Source organism: Nocardioides allogilvus, from assembly GCF_003047285.1.
GTDB classification, from domain to species: domain Bacteria; phylum Actinomycetota; class Actinomycetes; order Propionibacteriales; family Nocardioidaceae; genus Nocardioides; species Nocardioides allogilvus.
The window spans coordinates 171,842-193,168 of the sequence record NZ_PZYX01000004.1 but is presented as its reverse complement, the minus strand read 5'-3'; the positions used below and the strand labels follow the sequence as shown (position 1 = coordinate 193,168).

The 21,327-nt window shown below is 69.0% G+C and carries 21 protein-coding genes; 14 read left to right on the top strand and 7 right to left on the bottom strand.

What is annotated here, in order from left to right; translation table 11 throughout:
• Positions 1–5 precede the first annotated feature (5 nt).
• Together C9J87_RS09130 and C9J87_RS09125 are read right to left on the bottom strand one after the other, a co-directional pair.
• Positions 6–545, bottom strand: coding sequence for a tripartite tricarboxylate transporter TctB family protein (locus C9J87_RS09130; protein ID WP_107705417.1), 540 nt, complete (start codon positions 543–545; stop codon positions 6–8).
• A gap of 35 nt (positions 546–580) precedes the next feature.
• Complete coding sequence (locus tag C9J87_RS09125; protein ID WP_107705416.1) at positions 581–1,579, bottom strand: Bug family tripartite tricarboxylate transporter substrate binding protein; 999 nt, start codon at positions 1,577–1,579, stop codon at positions 581–583.
• Between the two features lie 96 nt (positions 1,580–1,675).
• Here C9J87_RS09125 and C9J87_RS09120 point away from each other — a divergent pair, with 96 nt between their 5' ends.
• Complete coding sequence (locus C9J87_RS09120) at positions 1,676–2,587, top strand: LysR family transcriptional regulator (protein ID WP_107705342.1); 912 nt, start codon at positions 1,676–1,678, stop codon at positions 2,585–2,587.
• 13 nt (positions 2,588–2,600) lie between these two features.
• Here C9J87_RS09120 and C9J87_RS09115 read toward each other — a convergent pair whose 3' ends face one another.
• Together C9J87_RS09115 and C9J87_RS09110 are read right to left on the bottom strand one after the other, a co-directional pair.
• Positions 2,601–3,740: a CDP-glycerol glycerophosphotransferase family protein gene (locus tag C9J87_RS09115; RefSeq protein WP_107705341.1), complete on the bottom strand. Its 1,140-nt coding sequence runs from the start codon at positions 3,738–3,740 to the stop codon at positions 2,601–2,603.
• 30 nt (positions 3,741–3,770) lie between these two features.
• Entirely contained in the window at positions 3,771–4,607 is an 837-nt protein-coding gene (locus C9J87_RS09110) for an NAD(P)H-binding protein (protein WP_107705340.1), read from the bottom strand.
• Positions 4,608–4,679: 72 nt separating this feature from the next.
• On the opposite strand from C9J87_RS09110, the gene C9J87_RS09105 reads away from it, so the two are divergent.
• Entirely contained in the window at positions 4,680–6,050 is a 1,371-nt protein-coding gene (locus tag C9J87_RS09105) for an NAD(P)-binding protein (RefSeq protein ID WP_107705415.1), read from the top strand.
• Positions 6,051–6,079: 29 nt separating this feature from the next.
• Here C9J87_RS09105 and C9J87_RS09100 read toward each other — a convergent pair whose 3' ends face one another.
• Positions 6,080–6,751 carry an NYN domain-containing protein gene (locus C9J87_RS09100; protein ID WP_157953164.1) on the bottom strand — a complete coding sequence of 224 codons (672 nt, stop codon included), beginning with the start codon at positions 6,749–6,751 and terminating at the stop codon, positions 6,080–6,082.
• 221 nt (positions 6,752–6,972) lie between these two features.
• Between C9J87_RS09100 and C9J87_RS09095 the strand changes: the two genes are divergently transcribed.
• Positions 6,973–7,275 carry a DUF1905 domain-containing protein gene (locus C9J87_RS09095; RefSeq protein ID WP_010834274.1) on the top strand — a complete coding sequence of 101 codons (303 nt, stop codon included), beginning with the start codon at positions 6,973–6,975 and terminating at the stop codon, positions 7,273–7,275.
• Positions 7,276–7,277: 2 nt separating this feature from the next.
• A complete protein-coding gene (locus tag C9J87_RS09090; RefSeq protein ID WP_036493440.1) occupies positions 7,278–7,619 on the top strand; it encodes a DUF2200 domain-containing protein in 342 nt (113 codons plus the stop codon).
• A 12-nt stretch (positions 7,620–7,631) separates the two neighbouring features.
• Here the strand turns inward: C9J87_RS09090 and C9J87_RS09085 are convergent, their stop codons facing one another.
• On the bottom strand, positions 7,632–8,645 hold the full coding sequence (locus tag C9J87_RS09085) for a metallophosphoesterase (RefSeq protein WP_198652313.1): 1,014 nt from the start codon (positions 8,643–8,645) through the stop codon (positions 7,632–7,634).
• 89 nt (positions 8,646–8,734) lie between these two features.
• Between C9J87_RS09085 and C9J87_RS09080 the strand changes: the two genes are divergently transcribed.
• The 10 genes from C9J87_RS09080 to C9J87_RS09035 all read left to right on the top strand — a co-directional run bounded on the left by C9J87_RS09080 (position 8,735) and on the right by C9J87_RS09035 (position 20,130).
• Positions 8,735–9,478, top strand: a complete 744-nt coding sequence (locus C9J87_RS09080) for an alpha/beta fold hydrolase (RefSeq protein ID WP_232820006.1) — start codon at positions 8,735–8,737, stop codon at positions 9,476–9,478.
• A gap of 108 nt (positions 9,479–9,586) precedes the next feature.
• Positions 9,587–11,020, top strand: coding sequence for a hypothetical protein (locus C9J87_RS09075; RefSeq protein WP_198652312.1), 1,434 nt, complete (start codon positions 9,587–9,589; stop codon positions 11,018–11,020).
• A gap of 328 nt (positions 11,021–11,348) precedes the next feature.
• Positions 11,349–12,476, top strand: coding sequence for an SIR2 family protein (locus C9J87_RS09070; RefSeq protein ID WP_107705339.1), 1,128 nt, complete (start codon positions 11,349–11,351; stop codon positions 12,474–12,476).
• Positions 12,477–12,694: 218 nt separating this feature from the next.
• Entirely contained in the window at positions 12,695–13,084 is a 390-nt protein-coding gene (locus C9J87_RS09065; protein ID WP_157953163.1) for a hypothetical protein, read from the top strand.
• Complete coding sequence (locus C9J87_RS09060) at positions 13,081–14,346, top strand: DUF6575 domain-containing protein (RefSeq protein WP_157953162.1); 1,266 nt, start codon at positions 13,081–13,083, stop codon at positions 14,344–14,346. Before C9J87_RS09065 ends, C9J87_RS09060 begins: the two co-directional genes overlap by 4 nt.
• A 269-nt stretch (positions 14,347–14,615) precedes the next feature.
• Positions 14,616–15,530 carry a 5-dehydro-4-deoxyglucarate dehydratase gene (gene kdgD / locus C9J87_RS09055; protein WP_107705336.1) on the top strand — a complete coding sequence of 305 codons (915 nt, stop codon included), beginning with the start codon at positions 14,616–14,618 and terminating at the stop codon, positions 15,528–15,530.
• Positions 15,527–16,981 (top strand): aldehyde dehydrogenase (NADP(+)), encoded by a 1,455-nt coding sequence (locus C9J87_RS09050; RefSeq protein WP_107705335.1) that lies wholly within the window; start codon positions 15,527–15,529, stop codon positions 16,979–16,981. Before kdgD ends, C9J87_RS09050 begins: the two co-directional genes overlap by 4 nt.
• The gene (locus C9J87_RS09045; RefSeq protein ID WP_198652311.1) at positions 16,978–18,309 is read left to right on the top strand and encodes an enolase C-terminal domain-like protein; all 1,332 of its coding nucleotides are present in this window, start codon (positions 16,978–16,980) and stop codon (positions 18,307–18,309) included. The genes C9J87_RS09050 and C9J87_RS09045 overlap by 4 nt, the downstream gene beginning before the upstream one ends.
• 171 nt (positions 18,310–18,480) lie before the next feature.
• On the top strand, positions 18,481–19,134 hold the full coding sequence (locus C9J87_RS09040) for a VC0807 family protein (protein WP_107705334.1): 654 nt from the start codon (positions 18,481–18,483) through the stop codon (positions 19,132–19,134).
• Positions 19,135–19,158: 24 nt separating this feature from the next.
• Positions 19,159–20,130, top strand: a complete 972-nt coding sequence (locus tag C9J87_RS09035) for a hypothetical protein (protein WP_157953161.1) — start codon at positions 19,159–19,161, stop codon at positions 20,128–20,130.
• An 8-nt stretch (positions 20,131–20,138) separates the two neighbouring features.
• Here C9J87_RS09035 and C9J87_RS09030 read toward each other — a convergent pair whose 3' ends face one another.
• Positions 20,139–21,308 (bottom strand): pyridoxal phosphate-dependent aminotransferase, encoded by a 1,170-nt coding sequence (locus C9J87_RS09030; RefSeq protein ID WP_107705332.1) that lies wholly within the window; start codon positions 21,306–21,308, stop codon positions 20,139–20,141.
• Positions 21,309–21,327: the final 19 nt, after the last annotated feature.

Below are 21,327 nucleotides of genomic sequence, written 5' to 3'. Positions count from 1 at the left end.
CGGTCTCAGAAGGCGATCAGGTGGGGCAGCGGGATGCGCAGGGCATAGAGGAACAGCAGGTAGAACCCTGCGGTCGTGCACAGCGAGATCACGATCGTGCTGCGCCAGGTCTCGCCGCCCAGGAACCGGAGCCAGATGATGCAGAGCGCGACGGCCGGGATCTCGAAGCCGATGGTCGGCAGGGCGAGGCCGAGGCCCACGAACGTCGCTCCACCGACCAGCACGAGGTAGCTCGCCCGGGTGAACTTCTCCGCATCGTCGAGCTTGCGCCCGACGACGAGCAGCACCAGCGCGAGGAGGGCGATCACGAGCGCGACCACGAAGGGCCACAGCCCTGGGCCGGGCCGCCGCAGCGACCCGAGCCCGTAGCCATGGGCCAGCACTGCCGCGCCGACGCCGAACCCGAGGACCACGACGGCCGAGATGATCTGGTACGCCGCGCCGCCGGCCGGCGGCCGCTCGTCGGCCAGTTCCTGGGCGACCTCGGCCTGGAGCTCGGCCAGGATGTCCGGCTCCTGCTCCGTCCGCGTCTCAGGCTGCGTCATCGTCATCTCGTCTCGTCGGGTCCGGAAGGGCACGCTCAGCTGGCGCTGCCGAGGTCGATGCCGTACTCGGCGACCAGGTCGGCGTACCGCTCAGTGTCCGCCTTCAGCTGCTCGACGACCTCGTCGCCGGGGATCTCCATCGGCGTGAGGTTGTTGTTGGTGTTGAACGTCTTGTAGGCCTCGGTCTCGAAGGTGGCCTGCATCGCGTCGGCGATGGCGTCCTTGACGTCCTGCGGGGTGCCCTTGGGGACGGTCATGAAGCGGTACTGCGACACCTCGACGTCGAGGCCCTGCTCCTGCGCGGTGGGCACGTCGGGGAGGAAGGCGACGCGTTCGGGGCCGAAGACGCTGAGCGGGACGATCTTGCCGGACTCGATGTTCTCGATGGCCTCGCCGACCTGGAGGCAGGCGGTGTCGACCTGGTCGCCCAGGAGTGCGGTGAGCGCGGGGGCGCCGCCGTCGAAGGGGATCGCCTCGGAGGGGGTGTCGCCGGCGTTGAAGGTCAGCGCGCAGGCGAGCTGGGCGCCGGTGCCGACACCGGTGGTTCCGTAGGTGATCTTGCCGTCGGCGTTCGCGAAGTCGTCGACCGACGTGAAGCCGGAACCCTCGCTGGCGACCAGCACGTAGTCGTCACGCGAGACGCCTTGGACGACCTCGAAGTCGTCGATGCTGGTGACCTCGTCCGCACCGACGGCGAGTGGGGTGATGGCGAAGAGGGAGGCGTTCTGCACGGAGATCGTGGAGCCGTCGGGCTCGGCCTTGGCGACCTCCGCCGCGGCGAGCGCGCCGTTGGCGCCCTCGCGGTTGATCACCGGGAAGGAACCGCCGAGCTCGTCCGAGAGGCCGCGTGAGATCTCGCGGCTGATCAGGTCGGAGGAGCCGCCGGCGGAGGCGCCGACGGGCATCTCGACCGCGCCGGAGGGGTACTCGCCGCTGTCGCTGCCGCTGCCGGCCGTGTTCTGGACTCCGCCGCAAGCGGCGAGGGCCAGGGCGGCGGCCGCTGTGACGGCGGCCAGGCTGAGGTTGTTGCGCATGCTGTACTCCTTGGACTGGGGTGTGACCACCGACACTAGGTTTCGTCCACGATGCTCGTCCAAGCCCGATGTGGCATGGCTTGATACTTTGCACGTATGGCGATCACCCTGGATCAGGTGCGGTGCTTCATCGCCGTTGCGGAGGAGCTGCACTTCGGGCGGGCGGCCGAACGACTGAGCATGACCCAGCCGCCGCTGTCGCGTCAGATCCAGAAGCTGGAGAAGGCCGTGGGCGCCCAGCTGCTCGAGCGCGACAACCGGCGGGTGTTGCTGACGGGTGCCGGCGCCGCCTTCCTGGACGAGGCCTACCGGCTGCTCAACCTCGTCGAGGGTGCCGGAGACCTGGCCCGCCGCGTCGACGCGGGCGCGGCAGGCGTGGTCCGGCTCGGTTTCACCGCGGTGTCCGCGATCTCGATCCTCGGGCCCCTGCTGCGCCGCCTGACGACGGCACTGCCCGACGTGGAGGTGCTGCTGTCCGAGCGGGTCACGCTGGCGCAGGTCGACGGCATCCGCCGCGGCGAGCTGGACGTCGGCCTCGCCCGGCCGCCGTTCGACACGTCACTGCTCTCCTCGAAGGTCGTCCTGCGCGAACCGCTGATGGCGGTCGTGCCCGTCGATCACCCGCTCGCGGCGCTGGACCGGCCCCTGAGTCCGCAGGACTTCGAGGGCCAGCCCGTCATCGGCTACGACCCGCAGCAGTCGCGCTACTTCCACGAGCTCTCGGTGCGCTTCCTCGCCAATGCGCACCCGCGCATCGAGCAGCGCGTCCACCAGGTGCTCACCGCGATGTTGCTCGTCGCCGCCGACCGCGGTCTTGCGCTCGCACCGGCCTCGGCCGCCTCCCTGGCCGTGCCGGGCGTCGTCTTCAAGGAGCTCGTCCACGGTGGTGGCGACACCGCCCTCGACACCGACCCCCAGCGGCCGGTCGAGCTCTATGCCGTCTGGTCGCGCGAGTCAGTCTCCCCGGTCGTGCGCCGGGTGCTCGACGTGATGTTGACCCCCGGCTGATCCCACGAGCCGATCAGGCGGTGATGGCGTCGCCGTGCAGCTTGGCGTGCAGCAGCCGGTCGCGCAGGCGCACGAGCTCGGTCACGGCGTCGAGGAAGCGGGTGGTGCTGTCGCCGACCTGGATGTCGTCGAAGTAGAAGTGCCGCATCGCCCGCCGGTCGAGGTGGAGCTCGTCGTGCTCGAGCCGCGCGGTCAGCAGCTCGGCCAGGTCGCCCACGTTCGACTCGTCGACCACGTCGGCACAGTGGCTCACCGGCACCTCGTCGCGGAAGCGCGCGGCGTCCTGGTGGCGGTCGGTGATCAGGATCGGCTTGTCGGTGCAGAGGTAGAGCCAGTCGAGGCCGACCGATGACACGTCGGTCACCATTGCGTCGCAGTCGGGCATGACCGCGAGGATGTTGCCGGTCAGCACGGTCGTGTGGCCGGCGTCGGGCTCGCGCTCGGCGGCCTCGGCGATCGCCGTCAGGATCGCGAGGTGCCCGGACTGGATGGCGGGCGCCAGGCTCGTGGTGACCTTGGGGTGCGGCTTGTAGACGACGCGCACGTCCGGGACGGCGAGGACCTGGCGCACGACCTCGGGGCCGATCGTGTCGACGGAGGTGTAGTCGTTGTAGTCCGCGTCGCCCTCCCACGTGGGCGCATAGAGGACGGTACGGCGGTGGGTCGGCGCGAGCAGGGGAGCGGGACGCAGGTCCAGCTGGGGCCGCCCGATCCGCACGAGGCGGCTGGTGTCGAGCTCGAGCAGGCCGTCGAGGTGGCGCTGCACGGCGGCCTGGCCGGCGACGAAGACACGGTCGTAGGCCTTGGCGTTGTTGCTCGCCATCGACTGCTTGTCGCTCTCGCCGTGGTTGATGTGGACGTGCAGCTTGGTGCCGTCGACGAGCGAGTTGAAGTTGAGCGAGGAGTTGTTGCAGTAGAGGACGACCTTCGCGTCGAGCGAGGCATAGAGCTCGGTCAGCTCGGCGAAGGACGGGGCGAGCAGGATCGGCAGCGCCGTCCGCTCGGCGAGCAACGTCGCGACGTCGGGATTGCGCACCACGACGGCCACCGGGTGGCGCTCGTGCAGGACCTCGAGCACCTCCAGCCACTGGATCAGCTGGTAGCTCCGGGTGGGGTCATCTGCGTAGTACGCAAGGACGTGGGCGTCGTTCACACAAGGATTCTAGTCGCCCTGGGGTAGTGCTCAGGACCGCCCTGCGGGGCCCGGATCGCCATAGCCCTCGCGGAAGCTCGGCCGGGTCGGACGCCATCCCGTCGCCCGGAGCCGGGCGTTGGACAGCCGCTTGCCGTGGCCCCGCTCGGGGTCGGCGGGCGGAGGTGCGGGAGCGCCCAGCCGGGTGGCGAGGAAGGCGGCGACGTCGCCGAGCTGGGCGGGCTCGTCGTCGGTGCCGAAGTAGAGACTTTCCGGCTGCTCGGGCCGCGTCAGCAGGTGCACGACGGCTGCTGCCGCGTCCTCCCGGTGGATGCGGTTGGTCCAGCGGTGCGGGTCCTCGATCCGTCCCTCGCGCACCTGGTCGAGGAGCCGCGTGCTGCCACCGCCGTACAGGCCGGAGAGGCGGAGCACCGTGCCGCCGGGCAGGCGCTCGGCGAAGAGCTCCTCGGCCGCCAGCAGCATCCGGCCCGGTCCGTCCTTGGGTCCGGCGGGCGCCGTCTCGTCGCTGAGCTCCGGCCGTTCGGTGCCGGCGTTGACGGCGGTCGAGGAGACGAGCACGGCCCGCTCGGGCAGCGGTCCGGCGTCGGCGAGGGCGTCGAGGGCGCGGCGCATGCCCTCGACGTACGTCGATCGGTAGGCCTCCTCCGTCCGCGGCCGTGCCGTCAGCGCGACCACCACGAAGCGCGCGCGGAGGTCGGGCAGGACGGGCGTCTCGCGCGTCAGGTCGACGGAGAGCCCGCGCAGGGGAGGAGGCACACGGTCGGCGTTGCGCCGCAGCGCGAGCACGTCGTGCCCGTGCTCGACGAGCCGGAGGCCGACGGCGGAGCCGAGGTCGCCGCAGCCGACGAGGAGAACGTCCGAGGTCACGCCCGAACCGTACGCGCAGGACTACCCAAATGGAGCGTGGCGGTGGCGCTCGTCGAGTGCCACCGTGGACGCATGACTCGCACCCTGGCGGCCGACTACCTCGTGGTGGGCGCGGGCGCCATGGGGATGGCGTTCACCGACGCGCTGATCGACCACTCCGACGCCACGGTGGTGCTGGTCGACCGCCGCCACGGTGTCGGCGGGCACTGGCTCGAGGCCTACCCGTTCGTCCGGCTGCACCAGGCCTCTGCGTTGTACGGCGTGCCCTCGACCCTGCTCGGTGGCGGCCGGTTGCAGGAGAGCGGACCCGAGGAGGGGCTGCAGGAGCGCGCGACCCAGTCGGAGATCACGGCCTACTACGCGCGGATGCTCGACCGGATGGTGCGGACGGGGCGGGTCTCGTTCCTGCCCAACAGCGAGGTCGTCGACCGCACCGTCACTTCGCGCATCTCCGGCGAGCGGTGGGAGGTGCCGGCGTCGTGCCGCATCGTCAACGCCCACCACCTCGCGCCGAGCATCCCGGCGGAGAAGCCGGCGCCGTTCGGGGTCGGTGACGGCGCTCGCGTCCTACCGGTCAACGCCCTCGCGCGGCTGGAGGAGGCCCCGAGCCAGTACGTCGTCGCCGGCTCCGGCAAGACCGCCACCGATGCGTGCATCTGGCTGCTCGCGCGCGGCGTCGACCCCGATGCGATCTGCTGGGTGCGCCCCCGCGAGCCGTGGATGATGAACCGCGCGAAGGTCCAGCCCGACCCGGCGATCTTCCTCTCCATGGCGGCCGACGTGATGCAGGCCGGTGCGTCGGCCGGCTCGCTCGAGGACTTCTTCCTCCGCCTCGAGGACGCCGAGGTGATGCTGCGCATCGACCGGTCCGTCATGCCGACGATGGCCAAGGCGCCCACGCTCGCGACGTGGGAGCTCGAGCAGCTGCGCAGCCTGGAGAACGTCGTACGGCGCGGGCACATCGACGCCGTCGAGCGGGGCAAGCTCGTCTTCGCCGACGGCGCGGTCGGGATCGCCGACGACGCCCTGGTCGTGCACTGCGCCGCGGACGGGCTGAAGTACCCCGGCCTGCTGCCGGTGTGGCGGCCGGAGGACATCACGCTGCAGCCGGTCCGGGCAGGCTTCCCCTGCTTCGGGGCCGCCGTCATCGGCTACGTCGAGGCGACCCGGCACGACGACGACGAGAAGAACAGGCTGGCCCCGCCCTCGCCGTACCCCGACACGATGGCCTCGTGGGCGCTGATGAACGTCGTCGGCACCCGGTCCACGCTGGCCTTCTCGGCCGAGCCGGACATCAAGGCGTGGGCCGACGGGGTCGCGCTCAACCCGGCCCGCATCCCGCCCGGCTACCCGGCGTCGGCGGCTCTGGACGACGCGCGCGAGCGCCTCGGCGTACACACGAAACCGGCGCTGGCGCGGCTCGCAGAGCTGGCGGCGGGCTGACGTCGGTGTTCGGTGCGGCGTCTGGTCGGTTATGCGCGGTGCCTGCCTGAGCCGGGAGTGGCCATCGATGTCAGGTCGACAAACTCATGGCTGAGCGCCCTCACGTCGTCGGGGGTGTCCGTCGTGCCGAAGGCCAGGACCTTCAACCCCGTCGCGTTGAGCCGTGCCACGAGCGGGTGCATCGACGTCAGGTCGCCGACGATCACCACCGTGTCCACGGCCGATTCGCGTGCGAGGTCCATGGCGTCGACGGTGAGTGCGACCAGCCCACGCTGGTCACCGTCGTGGCCGAAGTGGTGGTGCGGCTGGATCCCGTGCTGGCGCAGCGGCGCGGACCACCAGTCGCCCGCCTCCGGGGCCGTCCAGTCGGCGTACGCGCGACAGACGCTGACCGTCCCGTGGTCCGCGAGCACGGCGAACAGGGCATCCGCGTAGTCCGCCGTCGTGGACGCCGCGTCGATCAGCACGGCCAGTCGTCGGGAGGACCGAGCTTGCGGCTGTCGATGACGTCGGGGCAGTGCAGGGCGGGGCACGAGAGGCGCCACCGCCTGCCGCTCGACGGCCTCCGACGTCTTCACCCACTGCCGAACGAGAGTCGTGAGCGAGGAGTCCGCGTCAGCGGCGATGGGACGGCCGTCGAGGGCGCGGTCTGCTCGGTCGAGCTGCTGCGCGGCGTTGGACCGTTCTGCTCCGATGGTCATGATTTCCTGCACCATCCCCTTGGGTGGCTTCGAGAGCCTCCAGCGTGTTCCTGCTGGCGGGCGGGCGTCGCGGATCGCCCGGACCTTTACCTTGTTGGCTAGACCAGCAATGACCTTCGGGCCGCGAGCGCGAGCAACTGTGCCGAGGGCCAGCGTTCGCCGGGGATGGCTCTCGGAGCTGGCGGCGGGCTGACGTCGGTGGTCGGTGCGACGATCTGCGCATGAGCGACCACGTCTTCCATGCGCAGGTCTGGGAGCACTCTCCCGACGAGCCGGGGTCGCGGCACTTCCTCACGCTGCCCGCCGACGTCGCCGAGGACGTGGCCTTCGAGGCGGGGCCGCGCGGAGGGTTCGGGAGCGTCCGCGTCGAGGTGACGGTCGGGCGCTCGACCTGGCGGACCTCGCTCTTCCCGGACTCGAAGGCGGGGACGTTCGTGCTGCCGATGAAGAAGCCGGTGAGGCTCGCCAACGACCTGCACGCAGGTGACACCTGCGAGGTGCGGCTCACCCTCGTAGGCTCGTGATCGTGAGCCGCATCTTCACCATCAGCTTCGCGTCGGTCTATCCCCACTACGTGGCGAAGGTCGAGAAGAAGGGCCGCACACAAGCTGAGCTCGACCAGGTCATCGAGTGGCTGACCGGCTTCGACGACGCCGCGCTGCGCGACCACCTCACCGCGGAGACGACCTTCGAGGACTTCTTCGCCGAGGCGCGGCTCAACCCGAACGCCGGGCTGATCACCGGCGTGATCTGCGGTCACCGGGTCGAGGAGATCGACGACCCGCTGATGCAGAAGATCCGCTACCTCGACAAGCTCGTCGACGAGCTCGCCATGGGCAAGGCGATGGAGAAGGTCCTCCGCGGCTGAGGAGGGTCTGACCTACGAGTCGTAGGGCACGCGCTCCCACGTCAGCACGTCGCCGGCGCCCGGCCGGGTGAGCGTGACCTGCAGGAAGTTGGTGTTGTTGGCCTCCCCGTCGACGGTGACGCGGGTGAGGTTGTCGGCGCTGCCCTGCACGCCGTGGATGGCGAGCCAGCGCGAGCCGGTCGCGAGCGGCCGGTCGGTGTTGTAGACGTGGCTGTCGCCGTCGAAGAGATAGACCTCGCCGTCGAAGGTCGACGCCTCGTCGACGAGCGCCTGGACCAGCGGCTGGAAGGCGCTGAGGTCCCAGCCCGGCTGATAGCCGGGGTCGAACATGTCGGCCTGCTGGAAGAGCGCGACGGCGCGGGCGTCGGTCCGGCGGGCGCGGGCGAAGGTCTCCTCGACGAGGTCGATCGCGGCCGCCATCCGGGCGCTCTCCTCGGCGAGCTGCTCGCTGGTCGGGGCGGTGAGGCCGATGCCGGTCCAGGGGGCGCGGTCGTTGTTGCTGCCGACGACGTGCAGGGTCGCCAGCTCGACCCCGGCGGTGCGCAGGCTCTGGTTCTCGGGGAAGCCGAGGTCGGCCTGGCTGTCGACCTTGAGCGGGTCGCCGAGGGTGAGGCCGGGCGTCTCGAAGAACGCCGCGCGCAGGGCAGTGAGGCGCTCGAGCGGGTTGTAGGCGCCGGCCGCAGTCCGGTGGCAGTCGGTCCACTCGTTGTCGCCGGGGGTGTAGAGAAGCGGCATCTCGAAGCGGTCGAACTGCTCGCGGATCATCGCGCTGTAGGCGTCGGTGCACGGGGACGAGCCGTTCTTGATGTCACCGACGTGGAAGGCCAGGTCGAGGCCGGCCTGCTCGTTGATCCGGTCGATCCAGCCCGGGAAGGCCTCGATCTGCGCGGCGCCGTACGGCACGTCACCGATGACCGCGAAGCTGGTCGACGAGGGCTTGGCCTGGCCGTCGGCGGCGACGGACGGGGCGGGAACGGCGAGAACGAGAGTCGCGCAGGCTGCGACGGAGAGGCGAAGAAGAGTCATGCGTCCTTCCTCTCCCACGACGGTGACGAGCGCTCCCGGGTGTGCGTGAACGCGCGGTGGACAGTGCGTGATGGCGCTAGCGTGACGGCGTGATCTGGTCCCGAACCTGCGGTCGCGACGACGGCCCGCTGCTGGTGATGTTGCACGGGCTCGGCGCCACAGCCGAGGTGTACGCCGATGCCTGCGCCCTGCTTCCGTCGCGCTGGCCCGGTGGGTGGCTGGTCGTGGACCTGCCCGGGCACGGAAGGTCGTCCTGGGATGCGCCGTACACGTTCCGCCGGCATGCGGAGGGCGTGCTGTCAGTGCTCCCCTTGGATCGCGAGATCGTCGTGCTCGGTCACTCGATGGGCGGCGTCGTCGCGCTGGAGCTGGCAACTGACCCGCGGGTGCGTGGGGTCGTGGCGTTCGGGGTGAAGGTGAGCTGGCCGCCGTCCGATGTGGCCGGTGCAGAGCGGGTGGCTGCTCGGCCGGTACAGGTGCTCGCGACGCGGGAGGAGGCGGTGGGGCGGTATCTGCGGCTGGCCGGTCTCTCCGACCTGGTCGCGCCTGACTCATCGTCCGTCGCACCGGGCGTCGTCGCTGTCGACGACGGGTGCCGGGTCGCGCAGGACCCCGCGACCTTCGGGGTGGGCGTGCCGGCCATGACCGGTCTGCTGGCGGGCGCCAGGTGTCCCGTCGTGCTGGCGCGGGGTGAGCACGACGCCATGGTGTCCGACGCCGACCTCGCGGACCTGGTCCCGGATCCCGTCACGCTTCCGGGGCTGGGGCACAACGCTCACGTCGAGGATCCGGGTGCTGTGCTCGGTCTCGTCGACCGGTTGCTGGCTGGTTGAGCCTCGCTTGTCGTTTCGCCGCGAGATGCATCGGTTTCAACTAGCGTCCCTCGGACTGATCGCATGCGATCACTCGACTTGTTGAGACCGCACAGACGGGGGAGAACGATGGCTGAAGAGTCCTGGCACGAAGCACGGCTGATTCCGACTTCGGGGATCAATGGCGCGGAGGAGCAGGAACGGCGCGCGACGTCCGCCCTGTTGGCGGTGTTGTCTGCGGTCAAGGAGTTCGGCCGCGGCTTCGTCAAGCCGTTCGGCGCTCCGGCGGGCACGCTCGAGTGCTTCATCGAGGTGCCGTTCATCTTGGGCGAGCAGCGCCTCTACCCCGACGGTCTCATCCGGGTCACTCGCGGTTCGAACACCTGGACCGCTCTCGTCGAGGTCAAGACAGGTCCCAATCAGCTCGCAACCCAGCAGCTTGAGAACTATCTCGACATCGCTCGCGACAACGCCTACGACGCTGTCATCACGATCTCGAACGAGATCCCCGCAGTCGCGGGTCAACATCCGACCAAGGTCGACAAGCGCAAGCTGAAGAAGGTCGCGCTGCACCACGTCGCCTGGTCGGAAGTGCTCGCCGAAGCCGTGATGCAGAAGGAGTTCCGCGGCGTCGCCGATCCCGATCAGGCCTGGATCCTCGGAGAGCTGATCCGCTACCTCGAACACACCAAGTCCGGCGCGCTCGAGTTCGACGACATGGGTGAGGCATGGGTCGGCGTCCGTGACCAGGTCACCACCGGCACTCTGCGCTCGAACGACAAGGGCATCGCCGAGGTCGTGGCCCGCTTCGACGCACTGTTGAGGTTCGCAAGCCTGCAGCTGGGGCGGCAGCTCGGCACCGAGGTCGTTCCAGTCCTTTCTCGCAAGGAAGCCGCCGACCCGCTCGTGCGCGCCCAAGCGCTGACGCAGTCCCTGTGCACGACCGGCCAGCTGTCTGGTGCGATTCGTATCCCCGACACCGTGGGGCACCTGGTCGTGACCGCAGACCTCCGCGCCGGGCGGGTGACCTGCCACGTCGACGTCGAGTCGCCGCGTGAGGGGCGTCCTACGACGCGGGTGAACTGGCTGGTGCGTCAGCTGAAGAACGCGCCTGATGGGACGCGCGTCGAAGCATTCGTCGCCCACGCTCGGGGTTCGCAGGCGGCCGAACTCCTCTCGGCCGTGCGAGAGAACCCGAACAGTCTTGTCCTCGATCCGGCCAAGGAGCTCCGGTCCTTCCGTCTCGCGGTTTCTGGAAACTTGGGCACCAAGCGTGGGCGCGGTCGCGGATCGTTCATCGATTCGGTGCTGACGACGGTCGACGCCTTCTACGTTGACGTGCTGGGCAACCTGCGTGCCTGGTCCGCTGCGCCTCCGAAGCTTCGTCCCGTCAGCGTCGAGCCAGTCGACCTCGACGACTCCGTGCCGCCTGCGTTGGTCTCCACGGACTACTCATCACAAGACGGCGCCGAGGAGGCGAGCGATGAGTACCGAGCCTCGGACACTGTGGCAGCTGCCTCGAGCGAGTACCCAACATCGGCCCTGCATTCTGATGCGGACTGACCCTAGGACTGGACGCAAGACGGCCTACCGACCTCAGGTTTCCGATTTGCTATGGCAAATCGCCGGCCGGACGAGCACGTCTAACAGGCCTTGGTTCGAGCGAGCAACCCCGGGCAGCACCGTTGCCGTTTGCTAGCGCGGTGACCCAATGGCGGCGGTGTGACGCAACCGTGAGGGGTCGGTCGTGCCACTGCGCGTCGGGCAAGTGATCGGACTACTACTTCGGCGGGGCGATCCCTCACTCGCGCGGTGTTCACGCTGACGTACATCCGCTCGAAGGCGCGTGCCGCGACCAAGAAGTGTGTGCGCTGCAAGGCACGATACGTGCGTGTTCATGTTCATTTTTGGCGCAGGGGCGTCGTTCGACAGCGATCCTAGGCGACGTTTTGTACTCGATCGGCAGGAAGAGCGGATGCAAGACGGAGAGTGGCGACCGCCCCTGGCAACGAGTCTCTTCGAGCCGTCCAGTCGTGAGGCAAAGGAGTGCGCGCTTGAGTTTGTGCGCGCCACCCCGCTGCTCATGCATCTCAGAAGTGCGGCAGCAGCAGGCCAGGATATTGAGGAGGTTTTGGAGGCATATCAAGAGGAGAAGAGCTCGTACAGTGCTTTGCAGCCGCAGTTGACGGCACTGCGGGCGTACTTGTCGCGCCTCTTAACGAAGCTTCCGAATCGCTGGCATGAGGACGCCGTGGGCCAGACGAACTACGTGTCACTTCTCAACGAGTTGGCGCCAACATTCGAAGAACGTGGCCAGGTCGCACGCTTCGTCACCTTCAACTACGACCGACTGCTGGAATACGCCGTTCAAGATGTCTACGGCAAGAGGTTCAGGGATATCGCGGACTACATCTCGTGGCCCGAGGTGCACCTGTACAAGCCGCACGGGTCGGTCAACTGGAGCCAAGCAGCCAAACTGCCTCCAGGTCTCTGGCTTGGAGAGCAGGATCCAGAGGATGTGCTTCACATTCTCATCGAGCAAGCCGCGAATCTTGAGTGGCTACCCAATGACTACCAAGTCGATGATCCAGAGGATGGCGACCCTCACCGAGACCCACAAAATCAAACGTACTGGTTGCCGGCTCTAGCGGTGCCGGCACGGTCCAAAGCTCGATTCTCCTGTCCTCAATCTCATCTTGATGCCCTCGTCAGAGACCTGCGTGACGTGACTACGGTTGTCACCGTTGGCTGGCGCGGCCGCGAGCGGCATTTTCTCGACCTGCTTGCGACTCACCTGAGGCCAGGGTCTCGACTCTTCGTGGTGGCGGAGCACGAGACCTCGGCGATGGCGACGGTTGACGAGGTGTGGTCCACGCAGAAGTTCGACAGGTATGCAATCTCTGCGGACGGCTTCTCGACTTTCGCCAGCAGCCAAATCGCCATGCCTGAGTCCACCCCGCACACCACGGCAGCGGATCTGCTTGCGGAGAGTGCTGACATCCACTGGATGACTCGGTGAATGGACATGCCGGTGGGATCCAGCGGATGCGTCCGCGAGCTGATCACTGGCGTCACAGTGGTCCTCACGAGACATGGAGGGTCTGGACCTTGCGGGATACGCCATCCAAGTGAGGCGCCCACTTCTTGTTCGCCTGCGAGGGTCTGCGGCAGGTGCCAGACTGCGCTCACGAGCATTTGTCGGTCACTGCTGGCACGCTCAGAACATGGGGGAAGCGAATGACCGACTGGCCGGGGGAATTTCCCGCGTCTTGCCCGCCGGAGGATGCCATGCCATCGGCTGAGATGTTCTACCGACTCGTGGATTCTGACCCCGTCACCGAACAAGATTTCTGGAGTCTCAAGGCCCGCGTCGAGGCAGGCCTCCAGCGGATGCCGCCTGCTGCTGCCACTGAGGACGAGTGCGTCATCGTGGGCACCAGTGTCTACGCGTCCGCCGAAGAGATCAACGCCCTCCGGAATTCGGTCGGCCCCCTCAGGACCAAGCAGGTAGCCGTCGGTTCTCTGTCGAACTCGGGTGTGGTCAAGAAGACCCGCGGTCCTGGGCACCACACATGGTGGCGGCCCTCCGCTGACTCAGCGTGGCAAGACTTCGTGGTGCAGCCATGAGCTGGCTTCCAGAGGGAACGGCGCTCGGCGAGTTACGTCTTGAAGAGAGTTTCGTCGACTTTGACGGACCTCGAGTGTTCTGGTGTCAGGCCCCGACGGATCAGCGCTATCTCGTTGTCTGGGCTGAAGACAGGGCTGACGACGATCTCTGGCTCTACGCACCGGTCTCGGCAAAGCGGCTCCAGATGGTGCGGTCCGGCGGGCTGGCCCTCCGCGAGGCCTTCGAGCATCCCGAAGGCCCTGTGTACCTCGTATCGCTTCCGCGCGCCGCGACCGGCAGTGACTCAGTCAGAACACTCACACTGCCGATCAACGACGAATGGTTGCCGGAAACTGATTTCCGACTCAACCTTCAAACCGACACTTTGCCCCACGCAGAAGGCGGGGATGTGTGGCGGCGACGCGCGATGCAGGAGCGGCGAGGTCGAGTCCGCCTCATGGTCAAGTGGCCGGGACTCACCCGCAGCGAAGCCCCAACGAGAAAGGTCGGGGAACTCCTTGTCTCCACCCAATCGCTGTACGACAACGTTGGGCTCGCGCTGCTCCAGTCGGAGCCACCTCAGGCTGGCCGCATCCCGTTCGAGGTCGCCGAACAGACGGCGACCGATGTCGTTTGGTTGTCGGCCGCCAGCTTCGTAATCGATATCGCGAGTACCAATTACGACGACTTGTTTGACGACTCCGTTTTTGCGCAGATCACGCGTCATGTCCTTGATCTCCTCGACACATCGCTAGAACGGGACGATCTGATCGAACGTCTGGTTGAACTGCGCCCTCGCGGGGCCAAGAGCTTCAGAAACTTTGTTAAGGGTCTCGCATCCACCGGCGGGAGCGTGACCTTTGCCGGCGCGGGAAGCACGCTGGAATACACCGCTAGGGAACTCTCTGCGGACCGACTGGAGACGCTTAGCGCGATCCTGACGAACCTGGTACCCGAGGACGTGTTCGAGATCCGTGGTCGCATGCGCCTGTACAGGGCGGATATGGACCGCAAGCAGTTTGGTGTGAAGGATGAGCTAACCGATCAGCGATACGAGGGAACGATTGCCCAACGTGCGCTGGTACAGGTGGATCACGCGACGGTCAATGAGATCTACGACGTCCTCGTTTCGGAATTCAGCACGTTCGATGAAGCAGTCGGGGAACGAAAACCCGTTTTCGTCCTCGACCAGTTGAGCCCGAGCGATCCAGACGCTCCTCTCGGGCCCGCTGAGCGCACACGCATCGGTGAGTCAGCCATCACTGCCCCAGACGAGGGTTAGCCGCACCGCTCGTCAGGTTGAACAACCAGCGCGACCACCCGTCAACTGCAGAGACAACGATCTACGGCAACAACCGGGCGATTCACAGCACCCTTTTGACACGCCCTATCTGGGCGAGATGCAGCGCGCGCGGCCGGGGCTTCGCCTGTGCGAGCACCGAGGAGCATGCATGCTCCGCAAGCATCACCAGATACAAAATCGGGCTTGGACAGGCATCGTGCCCGCTTCTAGCGTGGTGAGCACCGCCCACCACGAACCTAGGACTTCCTGTGACCGAGTACAGCCCGACCGATCTGGCCACCCAGCTGAAGAGCGGTCTGCTCTCGTTCCCGGTGACCCACTTCAACGCCGACCTCGAGCTCGACGAGGGGGCGTACCGCAAGCACCTCGCGTGGCTGGCCGAGTACCCGGTCGCAGGCCTCTTCGCCGCGGGCGGCACGGGCGAGGGCTTCTCCTTGACCGGCGAGGAGACCGACCGCGTCGTCAGGATCGCCGTGGACGCAGTGGCGGGCGCCGTACCCGTCCTTGCTCCTGCGACTGGCTCCACGAAGAACGCGATCGCCCAGGCCAAGGCCGCTGAGGCGGCTGGTGCGGACGGCCTCCTGCTGATGCCGCCCTACCTCACCGAGGCCAGCCAGGCCGGGCTCGTCGAGCACGTGAGCCGGGTCTGCCAGGCCACCAACCTCGGCGTCGTCGTCTACAGCCGCGCCAACGCCGTGCTCCTCGACGAAGCTGTCGCCACCCTCGCCGACCGCAACCCGACGTTCATCGGCTTCAAGGACGGTGTCGGCAGCATCGAGCAGATGACCCGCACCTACGCCCGCGTCGGCGACCGCCTGATGTACATCGGCGGCCTGCCCACCGCGGAGACCTTCGCGCTGCCGCTGCTCCAGCTCGGCGTCAGCACCTACTCCAGCGCGCTGTTCAACTTCGTGCCGCAGTTCGCGATCGACTTCTACGACGCTGTCCGTGCCCAGGACCGCGTCGAGGTCTACCGTCGACTGAACGAATTCGTGCTGCCGTACCTCGACATCCGCGACCGCACCCAGGGCTACGCCGTCTCCATCGTCAAGGCCGGCCTCACCGCCGTCGGTCGCCCGGGTGGCCCGGTCCGCCCGCCGCTGACCGACCTGCGCGAGGACGAAGTTGCCGAGCTGCGCGACCTGATCGGGAGGATTGCATGACCACCACCGTCACCCACGACGTCGAGGCCGCCACCACCGCCGCGACGGAAGCCTTCGCCACCTACCGCGCCACCACGCCCGAGCAGCGCGGCGCCTTCCTCGAGGCGATCGCAACCGAGATCGAGTCCGACAAGGACGCGATCATCGAGGCCGCCGTCGCCGAGAGCCACCTGCCCGTCGGCCGCATCACCGGCGAGGTCGGTCGCACGGCCGGCCAGCTGCGCATGTTCGCCGACGTCGTACGGCGAGGTGACCACCTCGGCGTCCGCATCGACCCGGCCATGCCCGACCGAGAGCCGCTGCCGCGCGCCGACATCCGCCAGCGGATGATCCCGCTCGGCCCGGTCGCCGTCTTCGGCGCCAGCAACTTCCCGCTCGCCTTCTCCACCGCCGGCGGCGACACCGCCTCCGCGCTCGCGGCCGGCTGCCCGGTCGTCGTGAAGGGCCACCCGGCGCACCCGCGCACGGGGCAGCTCGTCGCGGACGCCATCAGCCGCGCCCTCGAGAAGTCCGGCCTGCCGCAGGGCACCTTCACCTTCGTGCTGGGCGAGGGCTTCGAGCTCGGCCAGGCACTCGTCCGCGACCCGCGGATCAAGGCTGTTGGCTTCACCGGCTCCCGCGCCGGCGGGCTCGCCCTCGTCGAGGCGGCGTCGAAGCGCGAGGAGCCCATCCCCGTGTACGCCGAGATGTCCTCGATCAACCCGGTCGTCGTCCTCCCCGGTGCCCTGGCGGAGCGGGACACCGACACCTTTGCGCAGGCCTACGTCGGCTCGCTCACCCTCGGCGCGGGGCAGTTCTGCACCAACCCCGGGCTGCTCTTCCTGCCGGCCGGCGAGCAGGGCGACGCCTTCGTGCAGGCCGTCGGACACGCCGTCGCGGGGACCACCGGCCAGCCGATGCTCACCCCCGGTATCGCCGACGCGTACGCGAAGGGCACCGGCATGCTCAAGGGCGCCGATGGTGTCCGCACCGTGGGTGAGGGAGACGCAGACGGGCAGCACGCCCCCGCCGCGCTCGTCTCCGAGGCCGCGACGCTCGACGGCGTGACCGACGAGGTCTTCGGCGCGTCCGGCGTGATCGTCCGCTACGCCGACGTCGACGCCCTCAGCACCAGCCTCGAAGGCCTCGAGGGCCAGCTCACCGCGACCGTCCACTACGCGCCCGCTGACAAGGAGGCAGCCCAGCAGCTGCTGCCCGTGCTCGAGCTCAAGGCCGGCCGTGTCCTCTTCAACGGCTGGCCGACCGGCGTCGAGGTCGGCCACGCGATGGTCCACGGCGGTCCCTTCCCCGCGACGAGCGACAGCAGGTCCACCAGCGTCGGCAGCCTCGCGATCGAGCGCTTCCAGCGACCGGTCGCGTACCAGGACGTCCCGGCCGACCTCCTGCCCGAGAGCCTTCGCGACGACAACCCGTGGGGACTGTCCCGCCGCATCGACGGTGTGCTCGAGTGAGCACCCCACAGAGCGCCACGATCACCAGCGTCGAGGTCGTCCCGGTCGCCGGGCACGACTCGATGCTGCTCAACCTGAGCGGCGCGCACGGTCCCTTCTTCACTCGCAACATCGCGATCGTCACCGACTCCGAGGGCCGCGAGGGCGTCGGTGAGGTGCCGGGTGGCGAGGCGATCAAGGGCACCATCGAGGACGCGGCGGCGCTCCTCACAGGCCAGCCGGTCGCGACGTACAAGAGCCTCCTCCGCGAGGTCGCCACCAGGTTCAAGGACCGCGATTCTGGTGGCCGTGGCCTGCAGACCTTCGACCTGCGCACGACGATCCACGCGGTGACCGCGCTGGAGTCGGCGCTGCTCGACCTGTCCGGCCAGGCACTCGGCGTACCCGTCGCGGAGCTGCTCGGCGACGGCCAGCAGCGGACGAGCGTGCCGATGCTGGGCTACCTCTTCTACGTCGGGGACCCGGACAGGACCGACCTGCCGTACCTCCGCGAGAACGAGGGAGATGCGTGGGCCAAGGTGAGGCGAGAGCAGGCCATGACCCCCGAGGCCGTCGTGAAGCTCGCCGAGGCCGCGCAGGCGCGCTACGGCTTCAGCGACTTCAAGCTCAAGGGCGGCGTGCTGTCCGGCGAGGACGAGGTCGCCGCGGTGACCGCGCTGCACGAGCGCTTCCCCGACGCGCGGATCACCCTCGATCCCAACGGTGGCTGGCTGCTCGACGAAGCCGTCCGGCTGCTCAGGGGTATGGACGACGTGCTTGCCTACGCCGAGGACCCGTGCGGTGCGGAGGGCGGCCTCTCCGGTCGCGAGGTGATGGCCGAGTTCAAGCGGCGTACGGGCCTGCGCACCGCCACCAACATGGTCGCCACCGACTGGCGGCAGCTGGCCGATGCCGTACGCACGAACGCGGTCGACATCCCGCTCGCCGACCCGCACTTCTGGACGATGGCCGGCTCGGTGCGCGTCGCGCAGCTGTGCCACGACTTCGGCCTGACCTGGGGGTCGCACTCCAACAACCACTTCGACGTCAGCCTCGCCATGTTCACCCACGTCGGTGCCGCGGCGCCGGGTGAGATCACCGCGCTCGACACGCACTGGATCTGGCAGGACGGGCAGGGCCTGACGAAGGACCCGCTGCAGATCGTCGACGGCGCGATCGCCGTACCGCAGATGCCAGGGCTCGGCGTCGAGCTCGACCGCGACCGCGTGGACGAGGCGCACGCGCTCTACCTCGAGCACGGACTGGGCGCCCGGGACGACGCTGCTGCCATGCAGTACCTCGTGCCGGACTGGTCCTTCGACCCGAAACGTCCCTGCCTCGTCCGCTGACCCGCGTCGGCGCCTCTGGCCGCTCGAATGGCGGAAATCAGGACCGCAGACGCATCACGACGTACGGTGGAAGGGCCGAGGAACCCCCTGACGCTGATTGATGTCGTCATTTCACGGCGACACACCCCGCAACGCCCGGTGCCCCCGAACCGGCAGGATTGGCTCTCCCCCTTGGCAGCTCATGACACCCACCGCCCGACCCTGGCGGCAGTCATCCACCGCGTCTCGCTCAGCCTGCTGATCGCGGTCGTCATCCCGGCGGTCGTCTTCTACGGCGTCTTCGTGCTGGCCGGCGTGTGGACGGCGATCATCGCTGCGCTCGCCTGGTCGTACGGCGCCATCGCCTGGCGCGCAGTGACCCGTCGGCGTACGTCCGGGCTGCTGATCCTGACGGCCATCCTCCTGACGGGCCGCACGGCGCTCTCGATCGCAGCGGACAGCACCTGGCTCTACTTCCTCCAACCCGTCATCAGCGACGGGGCCGTGGCGGCGCTCTTCCTGCTCTCGCTCGCCAGCGCGCGCCCGATGGTGGCTCGGCTCGCGGGCGACTTCTATCCGATGGACCACGAGCTGGCCGCGCGGCCGCGGGTGCGTCGGCTCTTCTGGCAGCTCACCGCGATGTGGGCGGTGCTCGGCTTCACCAAGGCGTCGATGACGCTGTGGCTGCTGCAGTCGCAGTCGCTCGAGACGTTCGTGCTGGTCAAGAGCGTCTCCATGCTCGCGATCAACCTGCTGGCTGCCGCCGCGACCATCGCCCTGGCCGCTGTCGTGGCCCGCAAGGAGGGGCTGATGGGGCCGAGCAGGCTGGTCCCCGTCAGTGCCTAACCACCTCGATGGTGGAATGAGCGGGTGAGTACGACGACCGCGCCCCGCCCGCGCCAGACCACCATGGCCGGCGTGATGGTGATGCTGGCCTCGAGCTTCGTCGTGCTGTCCGTCTGGGACACCGTCTCGCGGCTGCGCTCGATCGAGACCCGCGAGTCGATCGAGAAGTTCCTCGCCGACGCGCCGGGCTCCGGCCTCGACCTCTCGGTCGAGTCGATGATCCAGGTCCTGCACGTCCTCGCGATGATCGCGGCGGTCTGCTCCGTGGCCGCCGTCGCGCTCGGCTGGCAGGTGCTCCAGGGCAGCCGGCAAGCGCGCTTGGTCCTGTCGCTGCTCGCGGTGCCCATCTTCCTGACCGGCCTCGTCGCCGGCGGCTTCATGTCGTCGGTGGTCGCGATCGCGGCCGGGATGCTGTGGTTCTCGCCGTCGCGCGAGTGGCTGGCCGGCAAGCCGATCCCGGAGCCGGCGAGGCCGCTGCGGGCGGAGCAGGCGCCCACCGGGACCGCCCGGCCCGAGCTGCCCCCGACGTCGTCCACCGGCTGGTCCGTCGGCGCCCCGGCGCCCGACCAGCGTCCCGACCCGGTGAAGGTCGCGTTCGTCCTCACGGTCGTGGTGGCCGGCATCGTGCTGGTGCTGACGCTGGTCAGCCTGGCGCTGCTCGCGACCCAGTCCGACCTCGTGCTCGAGGAGCTGCGCCGGCAGAACCCCGACCTCGAGGAGCAGGGCGTCAGCGAGTCCCTGCTGCTGACGACGGCCTTCGTCTCCGGCGGGCTGGCGACCCTGTGGTCCGGTCTCGCCGTCGTGCTGGCCGTGCTCACCGCGCGCCGTCGCGCCTGGGCCGCGAAGGGCCTGCTGATCAGCTCCGCCCTGTGCGCCTTCTTTTGCATCGTCGCCGCGCTCGGATCACCGGTGGCGCTCATCCCCGCCCTCGCCGCGCTGACGACGGTGAGCTGCCTGCGCCGGCCCGACGTGCGGGCCTGGCTCGAGCCGCGCTGACGACCTGATCAGCGCGTCAGGTCGGCGGCCGCCAGTCGCCGTACGCCCTCGGAGATGAGGTCGGGCTCCTTGCAGAAGGCCCAGCGCACCATGTGCCGTCCTGCGTCCTGGTCGTCGTAGAACGCCTGGTTGGGGATCGCCACGACGCCGGCCCGCTCGGGCAGCGCGAGGCAGAAGGAGCTGCCGTCCTCCCAGCCGAGGTGGCTGATGTCGGTGGTCGCGAAGTAGGTCCCCTCCGGCACCCGCGCCACCAGCCCGGCGTCCGCGAGCCCGGCGACGAGCAGGTCGCGACGGTCCTGCAGCGAGCGGGCGAGCGCGGTCGGCCAGTCGGGCTCGCGGTCCAGCGCATGCGCCACCGCCGGCTGCAGCGGCGAGCCGGAGGTGAACGTCAGCCACTGCTTCGCCGCCAGCACCGCCCCCACGAGCGAGGCCGGCCCCGTCGCCCAGCCGACCTTCCAGCCGGTGAACGAATAGCTCTTGCCGGCGCTCGACAGCGTCAGCGTGCGCTCCCACATCCCCGGCAGCGTCGCGAGCGGCACGTGCTCGTGGGAGTCGAAGACGAGGTGCTCGTAGACCTCGTCGGTGATCACGACGAGGTCGCGCTCGATCGCGACGTCGGCGACGGCCTGCAGCTCGGCGCGGGTCAGCACGGTCCCGGTCGGGTTGTGCGGGCTGTTGAGCAGGATCGCGCGCGTCCGGGGCCCGACCGCCGCACGCAGGGCGTCGGCGTCGAGACGGAACTCCGGCGCTCGCAGCGTCACCGGTCGGCGTACGGCGCCGCACATCTCGATCATGGCGAGGTAGCTGTCGTAGTAGGGCTCCAGGACGACGACCTCGTCACCCGGATCGATCAGTCCGAGCAGGGCCGCCGCGATGCCCTCGGTGCAGCCGGTCGTGACGACGACCTCTCGGTCGGGATCGAGCTCGAGTCCGTAGTGGCGCTGCTGGTGCCGGGCGATCGCCTGGCGCAGGGCGGGCACGCCGATGCCGGGGGCATATTGGTTGGCGCCGCTCTGCAGCGCCGCCACCGCGGACGCGATCACCGACGGCGGACCGTCGACGTCGGGGAACCCCTGGCCGAGGTTGATCGCCCCCGTCCGGGCAGCCAGCGCGGACATCTCGGAGAAGACCGTCGGCGGGATGCCGTCGAGCCGGCGTGCGAGCCGGGATGAGTTCATGCACGCGACCCTACGACCT